This is a genomic window from Asticcacaulis sp. SL142 (genome assembly GCF_026625745.1).
Lineage (GTDB): Bacteria > Pseudomonadota > Alphaproteobacteria > Caulobacterales > Caulobacteraceae > Asticcacaulis.
Genome location: NZ_CP113061.1, coordinates 693,896 through 710,376, shown reverse-complemented (window position 1 = coordinate 710,376; position 16,481 = coordinate 693,896). Strand labels below are relative to the sequence as shown.

The 16,481-nt window shown below is 53.2% G+C and carries 11 protein-coding genes and 4 tRNA genes; 8 read left to right on the top strand and 7 right to left on the bottom strand.

All coding sequences use genetic code 11. The features are described 5' to 3' along the window. Window positions 1-221: 221 nt before the first annotated feature. Window positions 222-1,364, top strand: a complete 1,143-nt coding sequence (locus OVA03_RS03300) for a carbohydrate porin (RefSeq protein ID WP_267526761.1) — start codon at window positions 222-224, stop codon at window positions 1,362-1,364. A gap of 156 nt (window positions 1,365-1,520) precedes the next feature. After that, window positions 1,521-3,176 carry an EAL domain-containing protein gene (locus OVA03_RS03295; RefSeq protein WP_267526760.1) on the top strand — a complete coding sequence of 552 codons (1,656 nt, stop codon included), beginning with the start codon at window positions 1,521-1,523 and terminating at the stop codon, window positions 3,174-3,176. 43 nt (window positions 3,177-3,219) lie between these two features. Here the strand turns inward: OVA03_RS03295 and sppA are convergent, their stop codons facing one another. The 4 genes from sppA to OVA03_RS03275 all read right to left on the bottom strand — a co-directional run bounded on the left by sppA (window position 3,220) and on the right by OVA03_RS03275 (window position 6,695). Further along, a complete protein-coding gene (sppA, locus tag OVA03_RS03290; protein WP_267526759.1) occupies window positions 3,220-4,998 on the bottom strand; it encodes a signal peptide peptidase SppA in 1,779 nt (592 codons plus the stop codon). 119 nt (window positions 4,999-5,117) lie between these two features. Beyond that, window positions 5,118-5,990 carry a rhodanese-related sulfurtransferase gene (locus OVA03_RS03285; RefSeq protein WP_267526758.1) on the bottom strand — a complete coding sequence of 291 codons (873 nt, stop codon included), beginning with the start codon at window positions 5,988-5,990 and terminating at the stop codon, window positions 5,118-5,120. A 211-nt stretch (window positions 5,991-6,201) separates the two neighbouring features. After that, window positions 6,202-6,275, bottom strand: a tRNA-Gln gene (locus tag OVA03_RS03280). A gap of 344 nt (window positions 6,276-6,619) precedes the next feature. Further along, window positions 6,620-6,695, bottom strand: a tRNA-Thr gene (locus tag OVA03_RS03275). 180 nt (window positions 6,696-6,875) lie between these two features. Between OVA03_RS03275 and metG the strand changes: the two genes are divergently transcribed. Further along, entirely contained in the window at window positions 6,876-8,591 is a 1,716-nt protein-coding gene (metG, locus tag OVA03_RS03270) for a methionine--tRNA ligase (RefSeq protein WP_267526757.1), read from the top strand. A gap of 67 nt (window positions 8,592-8,658) precedes the next feature. Further along, window positions 8,659-9,066 carry a DUF805 domain-containing protein gene (locus OVA03_RS03265; protein WP_267526756.1) on the top strand — a complete coding sequence of 136 codons (408 nt, stop codon included), beginning with the start codon at window positions 8,659-8,661 and terminating at the stop codon, window positions 9,064-9,066. A gap of 413 nt (window positions 9,067-9,479) precedes the next feature. Here OVA03_RS03265 and tuf read toward each other — a convergent pair whose 3' ends face one another. The 3 genes from tuf to OVA03_RS03250 all read right to left on the bottom strand — a co-directional run bounded on the left by tuf (window position 9,480) and on the right by OVA03_RS03250 (window position 10,980). Further along, on the bottom strand, window positions 9,480-10,670 hold the full coding sequence (tuf, locus tag OVA03_RS03260; protein WP_267526755.1) for an elongation factor Tu: 1,191 nt from the start codon (window positions 10,668-10,670) through the stop codon (window positions 9,480-9,482). Between the two features lie 48 nt (window positions 10,671-10,718). After that, window positions 10,719-10,792 (bottom strand) — tRNA-Gly (locus tag OVA03_RS03255). Between the two features lie 104 nt (window positions 10,793-10,896). Beyond that, window positions 10,897-10,980: transfer RNA gene (locus OVA03_RS03250), tRNA-Tyr, on the bottom strand. A 184-nt stretch (window positions 10,981-11,164) separates the two neighbouring features. On the opposite strand from OVA03_RS03250, the gene rlmB reads away from it, so the two are divergent. From rlmB to OVA03_RS03230, 4 genes are all read left to right on the top strand, one after another. Further along, window positions 11,165-12,043: a 23S rRNA (guanosine(2251)-2'-O)-methyltransferase RlmB gene (rlmB, locus tag OVA03_RS03245; RefSeq protein ID WP_420710466.1), complete on the top strand. Its 879-nt coding sequence runs from the start codon at window positions 11,165-11,167 to the stop codon at window positions 12,041-12,043. 69 nt (window positions 12,044-12,112) lie between these two features. Beyond that, window positions 12,113-12,886: a YjbE family putative metal transport protein gene (locus OVA03_RS03240; protein WP_267526753.1), complete on the top strand. Its 774-nt coding sequence runs from the start codon at window positions 12,113-12,115 to the stop codon at window positions 12,884-12,886. A gap of 114 nt (window positions 12,887-13,000) precedes the next feature. Beyond that, the gene (locus tag OVA03_RS03235) at window positions 13,001-14,155 is read left to right on the top strand and encodes a GNAT family N-acetyltransferase (protein ID WP_267526752.1); all 1,155 of its coding nucleotides are present in this window, start codon (window positions 13,001-13,003) and stop codon (window positions 14,153-14,155) included. A 90-nt stretch (window positions 14,156-14,245) separates the two neighbouring features. After that, window positions 14,246-16,453 (top strand): S9 family peptidase, encoded by a 2,208-nt coding sequence (locus OVA03_RS03230; protein ID WP_267526751.1) that lies wholly within the window; start codon window positions 14,246-14,248, stop codon window positions 16,451-16,453. The last annotated feature ends 28 nt before the right edge of the window (window positions 16,454-16,481 follow it).

The following is a 16,481-nucleotide window of genomic DNA, read 5'->3' as shown; positions in this document are numbered from 1 at the left end:
CTGGCCGAAGCCGGGGACACAAGCATTAGCGGCAAAGACACGGCTAATAGACACAATAAAGGTTTCATCTTGGGATTCCTTACACATACAGGCGTTACCAAAGCAAACTTTGCGCCGCACTTAGTCATCTCCGGTTAACCCTGTTTGTAAACCGTAATCTAGGGCTTTTAGCGTAACATTGATATTCGGGGCATTGACCCCCAATATCACAGGGACGATCTATGTCTATGGTTTCAGCCTTTCGATTAACATGGTTGCTGGCAGCTTTAGCGTCAGGGGCCGGCGGCACGGCCCGCGCTGAGATCGAATACGATGCGGTGCTCACAACGGACCTGCTGCGCAATCACTCAGGCGGCCTGCGTGAGGGCTCGCGCGTGATGAGCAATCTTGATTTATCCGCGGCATGGCAAGGTCAGGGACATTGGGATGGATTTGCCTATGTCCTGGCCGACGCCGGCGGCGGCTTCTCAGAACGTTACAGCGGGGACGCTCAGGTTATATCAAACATAGATGCTCCGAAAGGCGTGCGCCTGTTTGAGGCCTGGTTGCGCCGGACAGCCGAAAGCGACCGCTGGTCTGTGACCGGGGGCTTGATTAATTTGAACGGAATTTTTGACGTTCAAGAGGCTGGAGCGCTGTTCCTGCATGCATCTCACGGTATAGGGCCGGACTATTCCCAGACCGGTCCGTCGATTTTTCCGTTTGCGGCGCTGGGTGTCGTCGGCGACTGGCAGGCGACGGATTCCTTACGGTTACGCGGGGGGCTGTTCGACGGCGTTGCTGGCGATCCCGCACACCAGAGCAGCTTTGTGGGCATCAGGCTGGGTGATGAAGACGGCGCCCATTGGGTCGTGGAAGCAGAGCAAAATTTCAGCCGTGGCTATGTCAAGGTAGGGGCCTGGGGCTACACGGCCGAGGCGGAGCGCTTGGATGGCTCTGGCCTGTCACGCGCTAACCGCGGTCAATATGCGCAGGCAAAATATGATTTTTACCGCCCTGATCCTGAGAGCGATCGCGGCATATCAGGATGGCTGCGCTGGGGTCAGGCCAACAAGGATATTCAGGCGATTGACACCTATATCGGGGGCGGCGTGGTCTGGACAGGGCCTGTGGCGGGGCGCGAATCCGATGCCGTAGGTCTGGCTATCGCCAGGGCGGATTTTGGTACGCCTTACGCGACGGCGCTTGGTGTTGCCCTAAAGCCCGAAACGGCTTGGGAACTGAGCTACCGTTATGCCATTCGCGACGGCCTAAGCGTGCAGCCGGATATTCAATATATCCAAAACCCGTCTGGCGACCCGGATACCGAGGATGCGCTGGTGTTGGGGTTGCGCCTGCGCGTCGGACTTCAGGCGTTCGAGTAGGGTGGCTAAGTTCCTAGGCGGTCGTTCATTGAAGTGCATTTACCATTGTAAAGACAACGTTCATAATTTGGCAGGAATCCAAATTCCATTCGCTTTATATGACTATATTTTAACGAATTGCCCCCAAATATGGCTATAAGATTTCGGGAGTGAAACATGCGCGGTCAAGATCTAAAACAACAGCGCGACAGCTATCTTGCGTTTGCCTTGGCTGCGGCGGATGTACTTATTTCCAGTGATGTCCAGAATAAAATTACGCAGGTCGTCGGTGCGACCAATGCACTGCTTGGCGGTTGTGCGGGTGATCTGGCCGGGCGGGATGTCCTGAGCCTGTTTGAAGGTGCCGAGGCGATTTATATCGGCCATTTGATCAAGAACGCCAGGGCCGCAGGGCGTATTGATCCATGCATTGTGAGCTTAACACCTCGCAACGGTGAGGCCGTATTTGTCAATTTGGGTATAATGTCACTGCCGGCGACCGACAATATCCATATGACCTTTACCGTGCTTCCCCCTCATATTGTCAAAGATATCCCAAAGAGAGACCTGGCCACCGGTCTGCTGGACCGGGGCGCGTTTCAGCAAATTGCCGCCGGCATGGCGAGCCCTTTTGACGCGGGCTCCGGGTCGCAAATGCTGAGTGAACTCAGAATGATAAGACTTGAGGGACTGCCGTCTAATCTGGAGCGGCTGCCCAGCGCCAAGTCTAAACTCGTTATGGCTGAAATTGGCGCCTATATGCGAGCTCAATCCACTGAAGGCGGCATTGCCACTCAACTGGATGACGATAAGTTTGGTATTATAGCGTCGGCCATGACGTCGGCACCGGAGCTTTCGTCTGTAGGTTCTCATGTCGGTGATTTGTTACGCGCCGCCGGAATCGCCAATCCAAAGATTAATGCGACATCAGACTCGATTAAGTTGGATTTAACCAATATCAATTCGACAGAAGCCGCTAAAGCGCTAGCCTATGCCATCAGCATTTTTGGCAAGGGTGAGCGTTGTGGACTAACGTCACTCTCTGCGTGTCTGGATTTGGTTGTTGAACGCACCGTATCCCAATTTTCAAAAATTAAGCTGGCTATAGCGCTCAATCAGTTTTCGCTTAACTACCAGCCTATTGTCGATATTCGTTCCCGATCCATACATCATCATGAGGCTTTGGTGCGATTGCAGGATGGGTCAGATCCGTTTGGAACCATCGCGTTTTCCGAGCAGGTTGGCTTGATACAAGATCTCGACATGGCAATCTCTTCACGCGTGCTCGGTGAACTGCGGGAGCATCCGGCTGAGACCGTCGCTGTGAACTTGTCAGGACGTTCTCTTGAGAGCGAAGCGTTTCGTAACCGCTTATTTGATGAAATTAAGGCCGAGAATGCTTACGCACATCTACTCATGATTGAACTGACTGAATCCGCAATGGTTGAAGACATCGAACCCGTGGCTAAATTCATTCAAAAACTTCGGGATAAAGGTATTCGCGTATGCCTTGATGATTTTGGAGCGGGGGCCACAGCGTACAATTATCTCTGCAATTTTGGTGTCGATTTTGTCAAAGTGGACGGCCCCTTTTTGAAGCGTGCCACCAAAGACCGACGTCAGCGTGCAATCGTTCAGTCCATCGTGGTACTGTGCCGAGACCTTGGCACATCCCTTATCGCTGAAATGATTGAGAGTAAAGATGATGAGCAGTTCGCTATCGATTTAGGCATCGAATACGGCCAGGGTTATCTCTACGGGCGTCCGATCAATCAGTTGCCATCGGGCCTCAAAGGTGAGCAGCGCCTGGGTAAAGTCGAATCCTGGCAGTAGAATATTAGCTTCAACCATTAGTATGCTTAAAAATGCTCTGAGTTTATCTGCCGCTGGACTGCAGGGGCTCATTAGCCAGAACATTAGCGCCTTGGGCACGCAGGCGGGCCTGAGACATTTCTTGTAAGGCCGCCTTGGCCTGAGGATCGCTCATCGCCCAATTGATCAACGATAAAGCCTTAAGTCCGCTATTGGCACTCTCTACGCTCTTGTTGAACATCGAGAAGGGGGAGCGATTGTTGGGGTATTTGATCAGTTTAACATGCTCATCCGACGGAATTTTCGCCAAGGATTTTGCCTTGGCCAGTGCGACGTAAAACCCGCCTAAATCGTCGACCAGCCCCAGCTTCTTAGCCTGCTCGCCCGTCCAGACGTGACCCTTCGCGATTTCACGCACCTTGTCTTCGGGCAGTTTGCGGCCTTTTGAGACGCGCACGACGAATTCATTATAAGTCTCATCAATCTGCTTTGAGAAGCTGGCGCGCTGCTCAGGGCTGAACTCCGTACCGGCATTATACATCTGGCTGAGGTCGCTGCCGACATGGACGCTTTTCAGGTCAATCCCGAAACGGCCCAGACCGTCTCCGATGGCAAATTTACCGCCATATACGCCGATCGAGCCGGTAAGGGTGGTGGGGTTGGCAATAATGGCTGAGGCATCTGACGAAACCCAGTACCCGCCAGAGGCGGCATACTCGCCCATCGACACGACAACAGGCTTATTGGCCTTCTTGGCGGCCTGCAGCGCCGACAGAATTTGCTCAGATGCGGTATCTGACCCGCCAGGGGATGATACGCGGAACACAATGGCCTTGACGTCCTTGTCATTAATGGCGTCGAAGAATGCATTTGCCACATCATCAGACATCATCATCGGGTCGCTGTTGAAGCTGGAGCCATTCGTACCGGTCATGATAGCGCCTTCGCCACCGATCACGGCGATGGTAGATTTGCCGGAAGCGCGCGGCATGGTTTTGGCGTAATCGCGAATATCGACCAGTTCGATCTGGCTGCTACCTTTTTTGAGCACGGCCTCTTCGGCATCATGAACCTGTCCCTGCTTATCGATCAGTCCGGCTTCCTGAGCCGCATTGGCGCTATAAACGCCGCTTTCCAGCAGGCCTTTAAGTTTGCCAACCTCAATCTTACGGTCGCTGGCAATGTTGGTAAGCACCGAGTTATAGATGCTGCCCATCCACGACAGGGTCGCTTCGCGGTGCGCTGGGGTATAATCGCTGTAGAGGTAAGGGTTAACAGCATTCTTGAATTCATAGCGCTGCTCGAACTGCGGCGTGATGCCGTATTTCTCGAAAGCACGCTTGAAGAACATGCTCTCAGACGCAATCCCCGTTACCTGAAGCGAGGCATTAGGCTGCATCCACAATTCCGAGGCCGCGCTGCCGACCATGTAGGAAGCGGCGACCAGTGTATCGGGGTAGAGGCCCTGAGAATGGGCAATGACGGTTTTGTTGGCCGCGCGGAATTCTCTGAGGGCGTTGCGAATTTCCTCAGCCGCCGCCGGTGACATGCCGCCTTCGGGCAGACGAATGAGCAGGGACTTTACCTTGGGATCGCTGGCGGCATTATGCAGCGTGGTGACGATCTCAAGGGTCGATAAGCCTTCGCCGGTTATAAAGGCCAGCGGGTCATCCAGGGATTGATCGGTCAGGCCTTCACGCAGGTCGATGCTCAGCGCAACTTCCGAAGGTGTCTGCGGCTTGGTTGATGCCGCCAGAGTGACCAAAAGCAGGAACGGCAGGCCGATAAAGAACAGCACAAAGGCGGTTACAACGGCGGCGACCGTAATCAAAAACTGTTTCATGCGAAGATCGTTGTCCTGCTCATATTCATGCCCGCCCCACACGCGCAAATCCAGCCAAACATAGACGGTTATGATAACAGGTCAAATGAAGACAGCGTAATAATTGAATCCGTGAAAAATCAGAACTTGGTGCGGCCGCGTCTGGTGTTAGTGGATGGGCGGTCGTACTGATAGGCCGGGTCACCGTGACAGTGGGGGCAGGAGACGCCTTTGACATAATGAGGATGCGCCTGATCTTCGGCTGTCAGGGCATGATCGCAGTAAAGGCAAAGTGCCGCCGATTGCGATGGTTGCAGATTGTGATCGACGGCAATGCGTTCATCAAACACAAAACATTCGCCGTCCCATAGGGTCTCCTCAGCCGGAACATCCTCAAAATACTGCAATATGCCGCCTTTGAGATGGTAGACATCATCAAAACCGTTATCGATCATCCATGAGGTGAACTTCTCGCAACGGATGCCGCCGGTACAGAAGGTTGCGATTTTCTTGCCTTTAAGACTATCGGCGTTGTCGCGCACCCATTGGGGAAGGTATTTGAATGTAGGGATGGACGGATCGACGGCACCTTTGAAGGTTCCCAGATTGACCTCATAATCATTCCGGGTATCTAAGATGACAACGTCATTGCCGCGAATGAGATTGTTCCAGTCCTTGGGTTCGACATATTGCCCGAACCGTTTCATCGATACCGGCTCCCCCAAGGAGATCGTCTCTTTTTTCAGGCGTACCCGCGCTTTGCCAAAGGGCTGAAACTCAGCGTACGATTCTTTGTAGGTGATCTTTGCACCAATCAGGTCGTTTTGGAGGTAGTTCAGAAAGCTGTCGATCGACTCGCGCGTGCCGGACAGGGTGGAGTTCACGCCTTCGCGCGTGATCAACAATGACCCTTTGATGCCAAGCGTTTGCAGCCGCTCCAGCAAGGGAGTTTGCATGGCCTCAAACTTTGGAAAATCGAAAAAATGATAAAAAGCGACGATAACATAGGACATGCTGCCCCATAGCACAGGCGACTTTGGCGGAAAAGGGGGCAGATAAAACGGGCATCCCCGGCATGCTCAGCGGGTATGCGGAGATGCGCCTTAGCGTGAGAATATCGACTCAGTGGAAGCCAGATGTCTGTTGCCTGAAGATGAACAATAAAAATGACAAATCAGCCATGGGGAAAACTGAATTGGTAAAAATAATGCTGGAAAATAAAATTGGCTGGGGAACTAGGACTCGAACCTAGAACGACGGTACCAAAAACCGCTGTGTTACCATTACACCATTCCCCAACACGGCTACGATTTTGTTGCAAACCGGTTGGTCTTCGTATGTTGCCCGAAGAGGGGCTGGAAATAGCGCAAGCCTTTGCGACTTGCAATCCCTTGGCTGAATTTTCTTAAAAGTTCTGAGCAGTTTTCCCCAAGCTTGTCAAACAACAGCTCTTTTGCTAGCCGTGTAACGTGCATACCGCTGTTTCCTCTCCGGCTTAAGGCACCGCCTGATTGACGAGCGAGCCATACGTATAGAGAGTTTGTGTACACCTCAGACATTAGGTGGTGTAGTTCCAGTGAAGGCCTAAATGTCGTATGTCAGGGCTAGTCCGGAACATGCCGTCGGCGACTAGGTTAGCTTCTGGTGCCGGTTGCAGGAATCGAACCCGCGACCTTCGGTTTACAAAACCGCTGCTCTACCAGCTGAGCTAAACCGGCACACAAGCAAGCCGTCTGAAAATCAGACGGGAAGTCGCCTTATGCCTATTCACATCCATAAAGGCAACGGCTTTCCGTCGAAAATATCCGACTTTTTTGTTCAAAACCGTATCATGGCTATGTTTTGTGATGGGAAATGCGTTATGAGGGGCGTCTGTCTTTAGGAACCTCATCTACGCCATGTCCCGCATTCTTATTACCTCAGCCCTGCCTTACATCAATGGTATCAAGCACCTCGGCAATCTGGCCGGTTCGATGTTGCCGGCGGATGTGTATGCACGGTTTAAGCGCGCGCAAGGTCATGAGGTGCTTTATATTTGTGCGACCGATGAGCATGGGACGCCCGCCGAATTGGCGGCGGCCAAGGCGGGGCAGGATGTCAAAACCTACTGCGACGAGCAGCACCTGATCCAGAAATATGCCGGTGAAGCGTTTGGCCTGTCCTATGACTGGTTCGGCCGGTCATCTTCGCCAGAAAACCGGGCGCTTACGCAGATGTTTTGCGATGCGCTGGATGACAACGGCCTGATTGAAGAACGCACCGACAAGATGGTTTACTCCATCGATGACGGGCGTTTTTTGCCGGATCGCTATGTCGAAGGGACTTGCCCACACTGTAAATTTGAGAAGGCGCGGGGCGATCAATGCGATAACTGTGGGCGGCTGCTTGATCCGACCGATTTGATTGATCCTTATTCGGCAGTGTCGGGTTCGCGTAATTTGGAGGTGCGCGACACCAAACATCTTTATCTGCTGCAAACCAAGGTCGAGCCGCAACTGCGGGCCTGGATCGACTCTAAGTCCGCTTGGCCGCAATTAGCTAAGTCGATCGCCAATAAGCATCTTGAAGAAGGATTGATCGACCGGGGGATTACACGCGACCTGAAATGGGGGGTGCCGGTTGCCAAAAATGGCGAACCCAGAGAGGGCTTTGAAAACAAGGTCTTCTACGTCTGGTTTGATGCGCCGATTGAATATATTGGCGCCACTCAGGAATATTTTAATGCGCGCAATGAGCCGGATGGCTGGCAAAACTGGTGGCGGCTGGATCAGGGCGCGGATGATGTCAGCTACATCCAGTTCATGGGTAAGGACAACGTCGCCTTCCATACCGTAAGTTTCCCGGCCACGGTCATTGGATCGGGGCAGCCGTGGAAAATGGTCGATACCCTAAAGGCCTTCAACTGGCTGAACTGGTATGGCGGTAAATTCTCAACCTCAATGAACCGCGGCGTGTTCATGGATCAGGCGCTTGAGATTTTACCGGCCGATTATTGGCGCTGGTATCTGATCGCCAATTCGCCTGAAGGCTCGGATTCATCGTTCACCTGGGATCATTTCCAAAGCACGATCAACAAAGATCTGGCGGATGTTCTGGGCAATTTCGTCAACCGCATTGTCAAATTCACGGAGTCGAAATTTGGCGGCACGGTGCCAGAAGGTGGCGAGGCGGGGCCGCTGGAAGAGAAGCTTTATGCTGATCTGGCAGCGCTTTTAATCGAAGCGACCGAAGCGTTCGACGCCATGGAAATGCGCAAAGCCGCGCAGACGGTGCGTCGTATTTGGGTTCTGGGCAATGAGTACCTGCAGGAAGCCGCACCCTGGACGGCTTTTAAAACCGATGCGGATCGGGCCGCGGTCATTGTCCGTCATGGTCTCAATCTGGTGCGGCTGTATGCGGTGCTGGCCCAGCCCTTGATACCCTTTGCGGCGCAATCGATCGCCGATAGTGTCAGTGTGACCTTGCCGCTGGGCTGGCCGTCAACCGATTCCAAATCGGAATTGTCGAAACTGCCTTTTGGCGCGTCGGTAAAATCCGGTGAGGTTCTGTTCAAAAAAATTGAGGACGAACAGGTAGCCGAATGGGCTGCGCGTTTTGGCGGGAATGAAGGGTAGGTTTGCGTAGTTAAAGGTTGCTGCGATTACGCAAATCACTTAGCCTGAAATAAGTTAGGGGGGTAAAATGAAACCTGCAAAAATATTGTTCAGCACCGAAGGCAGAATCCGTCGGCGGACTTATTGGCTATATTCTATCGCGTTAACCGTGGCGTATCTGGCCATATATTTCTGCGTTGCGGTGGCTACCGGAACCTTGGATACCTTGGCGAGTGATACGACCAGTCCAATTTTGGATGTCACCGAGGCTATATTGTCAATTGCCATGATATGGCCGAGCCTGTGCATACAAATAAAACGCTGGCATGATCGCGACAAATCCTGGGTATGGATTTTTATCAACCTTATCCCCATCATAGGGTGGATATGGTCGTTTGTGGAACTGGGTTGTCTTGATGGCACTAAGGGGCGAAATAAATATGGTAATTCCCCCAAAGGAGCTAATCATGAAGCTGTTGCCGCCACATTCGATTAGGCTTGGCCTCAGTTGGTAACCTATTAGAGTCCGTTTACCATAACCCTGTTTTGTGCCTATAATGGTGCAAATATAATTCACAGGGGCGGGTGTGGCTTTTGCTTATTCCCGTAAGCTGGAGATATTTTTGTCTGGCCGTAAAGCGCTGGCATGACATGGGCTTGTCCGGCTAGCTTGTTGTCATCAGTTTTGTTCCGGTCATGGGACGTTATTGACCCTGATTATATGCGGTCTCGTTTCCGGCCAACCATGCTAACCGATACGGGCGACAGCCTTTTGCAAGTGAGGCAAGGCGCTACGCGGGTTATGACGAAGCTCATGAAGTAAGCCCCTTCGGTTTGCACCGAAGGGGTTTGATTTAGCTACAAGTTTGTCCGCCGCGCCTAGTTAGGGGTGCAGGGACAAGTCCCTGCTTAGGCGATGATCTTGGAGACGACGCCGGCGCCGACGGTACGGCCGCCTTCACGGATAGCGAAGCGCAGCTTCTCTTCCATGGCGATCGGGGTGATCAACTCGACGTCCAGCTCAGCATTGTCGCCCGGCATGATCATTTCCACGCCTTCTTTCAGCTTTACGATACCGGTCACGTCCGTCGTACGGAAGTAGAACTGCGGACGGTAGTTGGTGAAGAACGGCGTGTGACGACCGCCTTCTTCCTTGTTCAGGATGTAGGCTTCGGCGATGAACTTGGTGTGCGGGGTGATGGAGCCTGGCTTACACAGAACCTGACCGCGCTCAACGTCTTCACGCTTGGTACCACGCAGCAGAACGCCGACGTTGTCACCGGCCTGACCTTGGTCAAGCAGCTTGCGGAACATTTCAACGCCCGTGCAGGTCGTCTTTTGGACCGGACGGATGCCGACGATTTCGACTTCTTCACCGACCTTAACGATACCACGCTCGACGCGGCCGGTCACAACCGTACCACGGCCAGAGATCGAGAACACGTCTTCAACCGGCATCAGGAACGGCAGGTCGATCGGACGCTCAGGCTGCGGGATGTAGTCGTCAACCGTTTGCATCAGAGCCAGGATCTGGTTTTCACCGATTTCCGGGTTCACGCCGTCAGTGGCGGCCTTAGCCGAGCCCTTGGTGATGGGGATATCGTCGCCGGGGAACTGGTAGGACGACAGAAGTTCACGAACTTCCATTTCAACCAGCTCAAGCAGTTCTTCGTCGTCAACAAGGTCAACCTTGTTCATGAACACGACCAGAGCCGGCACGCCGACCTGACGGGCCAGCAGGATGTGCTCGCGCGTTTGCGGCATCGGGCCGTCAGCGGCCGAAACCACCAGAATAGCGCCGTCCATCTGAGCGGCACCGGTGATCATGTTCTTCACATAGTCGGCGTGGCCTGGGCAGTCGACGTGCGCATAGTGACGGTTAGCCGTCTCATATTCGACGTGGGCGGTGTTGATGGTGATGCCGCGTGCTTTTTCTTCAGGGGCAGCGTCGATGTCGGCATATGCCTTGGCGACCGCGCCGCCGGACTTGGCCAGCGTCATCGTGATCGCTGCCGTCAGCGTCGTCTTGCCGTGGTCAACGTGACCAATCGTGCCAATGTTGCAGTGCGGCTTAGTACGGTTGAATTTTTCCTTGGCCATAGGTCAGGCTCCGTATTGCCCAGTCGGGCTAAGGTTTTGAAATGAATTTGGAGCGGGTAGACGGGATCGAACCGACATCCTCAGCTTGGAAGGCTGCTGCACTACCATTGTGCTATACCCGCGCACGAGAGCATTCTGCTATTCAGCAAAACACTTTCGTAAGTTCGATCGGGGGACTACAGTTTTTCAAGCCTTTAAGACCTGTCGCGGCAGACAGGTCGTGCGATGGTGGGGGAAGCAGGACTCGAACCTGCGAAGCTTACGCAGGGGATTTACAGTCCCCCCCCTTTGCCGCTCGGGACATTCCCCCATGCGCACGTCTGATTTTCAAGGCTTGAAAACCTGCTGCTTTAAACTCGACCTTTGAAAAAAGGACAAGCCCAAAAACAAAAAAACTTTATGGTTTCTGTGGATGTCCTCTCTACACATATGTAAAGACAACATCGTAATTAGCCAAAAAGCCTGTCAGGCCTCAAATCGGAGCGCGTCTTATAGTGTCCATTAATCGCGAACGCAACGGTCACAAATCCCGTCAGGGCCAAAAATCGCACTTTTCAGCAAAAAGTGTGCCCGTAAAGCCTGACGGTGCCGGTCGCGAACGCAGTGAGGCAAAGCCTAAAATGCCACAAATTCAACGTCATAAGGTGTCCGAAGATGGCTGGATCTGGGGTGTTCATGCGGTCGAAGCGGCCTTAAAAAATTCAGCTCGCAAAGGGCCTTTTCAGCTATTTGCGACCGAAGACCGTGCCAAAGCCCTGCCCCAGGCCCTGATCAGACGCAGTGATCTCAACTTTCGCCCCACGCCGATGGCCGATTTTATGCGCATCCTGCCGCAGGGCGCGGTGCATCAGGGAATCGCCCTCAATGCTCCGCCTCCGGAAGGTGACGACCTCGAAGCCTTGATGCAGGATCATGGGGTACTGCTGATGCTTGATCAGGTCACCGACCCTCAGAATGTCGGCGCCATCTTCCGCTCATCGGCGGCATTCGGTGTTCAGGGCCTGATCATGCAGGATCGCCATTCTCCGGTCATGCAGGGCGTGCTGGCCAAAACCGCCGCCGGTGCCATGGATATGGTGCCTTTCGCCAAGGTCACTAATCTGTCGCGCGCACTGGAAAGTTTACGGGATGAAGGCTGGATCAGTATCGGCCTTGCCGGAAACACCGACGACACCTTGCAAGGCGTCCTGAACACCCTGCCCCCACCGCGTAAAGTCTTGCTGGTGCTAGGTTCCGAAGGCGATGGCCTGCGTCGTCTGGTGGCCGAACACTGCGATCATCTGGCCAAAATCCCCATGCCGGGCGGGTTTGAGAGCCTGAACGTCAGCCACGCCGCCTCTATCGCACTCTATGAAGCCTGCGCCCGCAACTGATCGCTGGACAAGGCCCGTCATTACCGATTAGGAACGGGCGAAGCCATTAAAATATAAAATGAGTGCCTTATGGATTTTCTGTCCAATCCTGAGCTTGCCTCGCAAGCCTCTGCCCTGCTTCAGGTTGTTTTCATTGATCTGGTTATGGCCGGTGACAATGCTGTTGCCGTAGGTCTGGCGGCGGCTGGTCTTGCCGCCACCCAACGTCGTAAAGCTATACTATACGGCCTGATCGCTGCCGTCGTGATGCGAATCGGCTTTGTGCTGGTCACCGCGAAACTGCTGCTGATCATTGGCCTGTTGTTTGCCGGTGGGCTTTTGCTGTTATGGGTTACCTGGAAAATGTGGCGCGAACTGCGCGAATCCCACACCCACGACGAAGCCCGCGCTGAAGCGGCCTTGGAAGATGCCACCGGCGCTGATATCAATGCTGATGGCACTATGGGCGGCGCTACCGTTCCTACAGCCAAGCCCAAAAGCTTCAAAACTGCCGTGATTCAGATTTTGATCGCCGACCTTTCGATGTCGCTCGATAACGTGCTGGCCGTTGCGGGGGCGGCTCATGAGCATCCGTCGATCATGGTGTTCGGCCTAATTCTTGCCATTGCCCTTATGGGGGTAGCGTCGCACTTTATTGCTAAGATCCTGCACAAACACCGCTGGATCGGCTTTTTCGGCCTGTTCGTTATCCTCTATGTGTCGCTCAGCATGATGTGGGAAGGCCACCGGGATATCGTTGTCGATCTGAATAAGGTCGCTGAATACAACCGGATCGTGCCCGACTTCATGGATATCACGCCCAAGGATGTTGAGCATTTTAGTCACAAACCACCTGCCCATTAAAATGATAAAGGCTTCGGATCATTTCGAAGCCTTTATTTTACGGCATAGTGTTTATGTGGTTGTATTGACAAAAGCGCGGCAAAAAAACTGGTCAATGGGGTGGGGTTCGGTCGCATGAAATTAACTCATATCGAAGTCATAACCGCGGATCAGCTAAACGCAGATGACCTGGCATTGTGGACGCAATGCTTGAAACAAAGGCCTGAACTGTGGGGGCCTTATTTTAATGTTCGATATTTTCAGGCTATCGCCAAGGCTGTTCCCCAGACCTTCATCGCCAGATTGTATGCCGGTGATCGGCTGCTCGGTTTCTTTCTCTTTCAAAAACGTGGCCGCATAATTCAGGCATTCGGTGCCCCACTGACGGATTTTCAGGCCGTAATCACTGTCGAAAATATTGGTCTGAGCGATATTGTTAGCCTTTTGAAAGCGCGGCGCTTTGAGTTTCATGGATTGATTGACCGCTCTGCTCCACGTGAAAACCAGCAGTCACAAAATCGTCTGTACGCCGATTTATCCGCCGGTTTTGAAACCTATTTAAGCGCCAATTACGAACAGCACAAAAAGGTTTTCCGCAACACCGAACGCTGCCGACGTAATCTGAATAAGGACTATCCTGATATTGTCTTCAGTTGGGAGTCTGTCACATCGGAAACTCTAAAATGGATTGTTGCTTGCAAGCGAAGTCAGTATCACCAAAGCGGGCTGCATGATGTATTCGCCTGCGGTTGGACCGCAGATATGTTGCAGGCGCTGGCAAAACAAAACAGTGATGACTTCGGACTGATGGCCGGTGTTTACAGGCAAGGCGAACGCATCATCGCGGTTGAGGTTGCCTTAAAAAGTGGCAGCGATCTTCACCTTTGGTTTCCGGGCTATGACCCGGCCTTTGCGCGTTACGGTGTCGGTATTTTGATGACGCTGGACATTATGAAAGCGGTATCAGGCCATGTGAAACGCGTGGATTTCGGCTGCGGCGATGAAGCCTATAAATCGCCGCTAACCACCCATTCTGAGCCATGTTGGGAGGGGTATGTGTCAGGGACGCCTTCCCGTGATCAACCGCTGAGCCGTATGAATGGGCTACGCGCGCAATTGATGCGGCGGCTGCGTATAGTCCGCGCCTGCGAGTTGAAACTTAGCGGACAATTGCATGGGGGCTGGCAGATTGTGCGCAGAGCCATTAAGCGCAGCCGTTTGTCGGTGAGTATGGCAATTTCGGTCATGCTGCCTGAATTGCTGCTCAGGGGCACATATGCTTGTTTCTGACGTTACTTTTTGATTTGTGAAGCTCTATAACCTTGACGTTCGTTATGGGCACCCGTTAGCGTCCTGACGAGATAGGTTTTGAGGTTGTAAATGTCAGTATTTCGGTTTGGCGTGTCGGCGTGGATATTGTGTTTGGCTGTAAGTGCGCAGGCGGAAATCCTGACACCCGAACGGGTGTTTTCCGATCCGGCCTTGTCCGGGCCAAAGGCCGTTGGCGCTAAGCTATCCCCTGACGGTGAAATACTGACATGGCTCAAACCCAAGGCCAGTAACGCGCAGGTTCAGGATTTATGGGCGGTGCAAGTGAGGGGCGGGGCGCCTTACGTGCTGGTCGACGCTGATCAATTGTCCTCTGCAAGCAAGGTGTTGTCCGAAGCGGAAAAGGCCCGCCGTGAGCGTATGCGCGTATCGGCGCATGGTGTGGTGGCTTATGATTGGGATGGATCATCGAAGTCCATTCTGGTGCCGCTGGATGGTGATATTTACCGCGTCGATCGGGCCAGTCGCAAAATCACCCAAGTCACCGATACGCCCGACGATGAAGTTGATGCCAAGCTTAGCCCATCGGGCAAGCACCTGTCTTATGTGCGCGACAATACGCTTTATGTGAAAGATTTGGCATCTGGAACCGAGACGACTATAACGCCCAAAGGTGAGGGCGCTCTAAGCTATGGTGTGGCGGAATTTATCGCGCAGGAGGAACTGGGGCGGTACACCGGCTATTGGTGGTCGCCGGACAGCACACGCATCGCCTATGCCAAGGTGGATGAAAGCCAGGTCGATATTGTCCCGCGCATCGAAATTGGCGGATCGGCGTTCAAACTGATTGAACAGCGCTACCCCAAGGCGGGCACTAAGAACGCAGTCGTTGAGCTCTACGTCAAACCCCTGAACGGTGAAGCGGTCAAGGTCGATCTGGGGGGCAATAATGATATCTATCTGGCGCGGGTTAACTGGTCGGCGGACGGCAAGACCCTTTATGTGCAGCGCTTGAGCCGTACTCAGCAACGTCTGGATCTGCTGAAGGTCGATCCGTTGACCGGTGCCGCGTCTGTGCTGTTGTCGGAAACATCGGATAGCTGGATTGATCTCAATAACGATTTCAAGCCCTTGAAAGACGGTCGCTTTTTGTGGGCCTCCGAGGCCGATGGCAACAACCACATCTATCTTTACGGGGCTGATGGCAAGCTGATCCATCAGGTTACCAAAGGCGATTGGCCGGTCGATCATATTGCTTCGGTCAACGAGGCGACAGGAGACCTATGGTTTGAAGCGTCAAAAGATACACCGATCGAAAACCGCCTGTATAAAGTCAGTTATAAAACCCCAACCGTTCCGGTCGCGGTGACCTCAGCGGGTGGCTGGTGGGCTACATCTGTATCCGATGGCGGCAAGGTATTTATAGGCACCTATTCTGACCCGAAAACACCCTCACAAACGGGCCTTTATGATGCGCGGGGCAAGCTTATCCGTTGGATCGAGGAAAACGCGTTAGATAAAAATCATCCGTACTTCGCGTTTAAAGATGAGTATTCCGCACCTGAATTTGGCACACTAAAGGCTTCTGATGGCCAGGACCTGCACTGGTCCATGCTGAAACCTAAGGGCTTCGATCCGTCTAAAAGGTATCCGGTGATTGTCTCCATATACGGCGGTCCGGCTAAGGCTATGGTGCAAAAGACGTGGGTTAATCCGGCGGATTGTCTGTTCCAAGAGGCGGGCTATATTGTCTTTTCACTGGATAATCGTGGCACGCCCAATCGATCCGTGGCGTTTGAGCGGGCGATCTATAAGCAATTCGGCGGGCCTGATATCGACGATCAGATCATGGGCGCTAACTGGTTGAAAACCTTGCCTTACGTGGACGGCGAACGCATTGGCATAATGGGCTGGTCGCAGGGTGGATTTGTCACCCTGATGGCCCTGACCGCTAAAGATACACCCTTTGCCGCGGGGGCTGCGGGTGCCCCGCCGACAGAATGGGGGCTTTACGATACGGCCTACACTGAGCGCTACATGTCGACGCCTCAGGCAAATGCGGAAAACTACGCGAAATATGATGTCGTAAATCGCCTTGATAGTCTGAAACCCAACAGCCTGCTGCTGATGCACGGAATGGCCGATGATAATGTTATTCTGGCGAATTCGACCCGCGTGATCGAAGCCCTGCAGCAAAAATCCATGCCCTTTGAGCTTATGCTTTACCCCGGAGAGCGTCACGGAGTCCGGGGCAACGCTAAAAATCTGTTTCGCTACAGGCTTTATCTGGACTTCTTTGATCGCAAGCTGAAACCGTGACAATCCCTTCATGACAAGTAATTAAGTT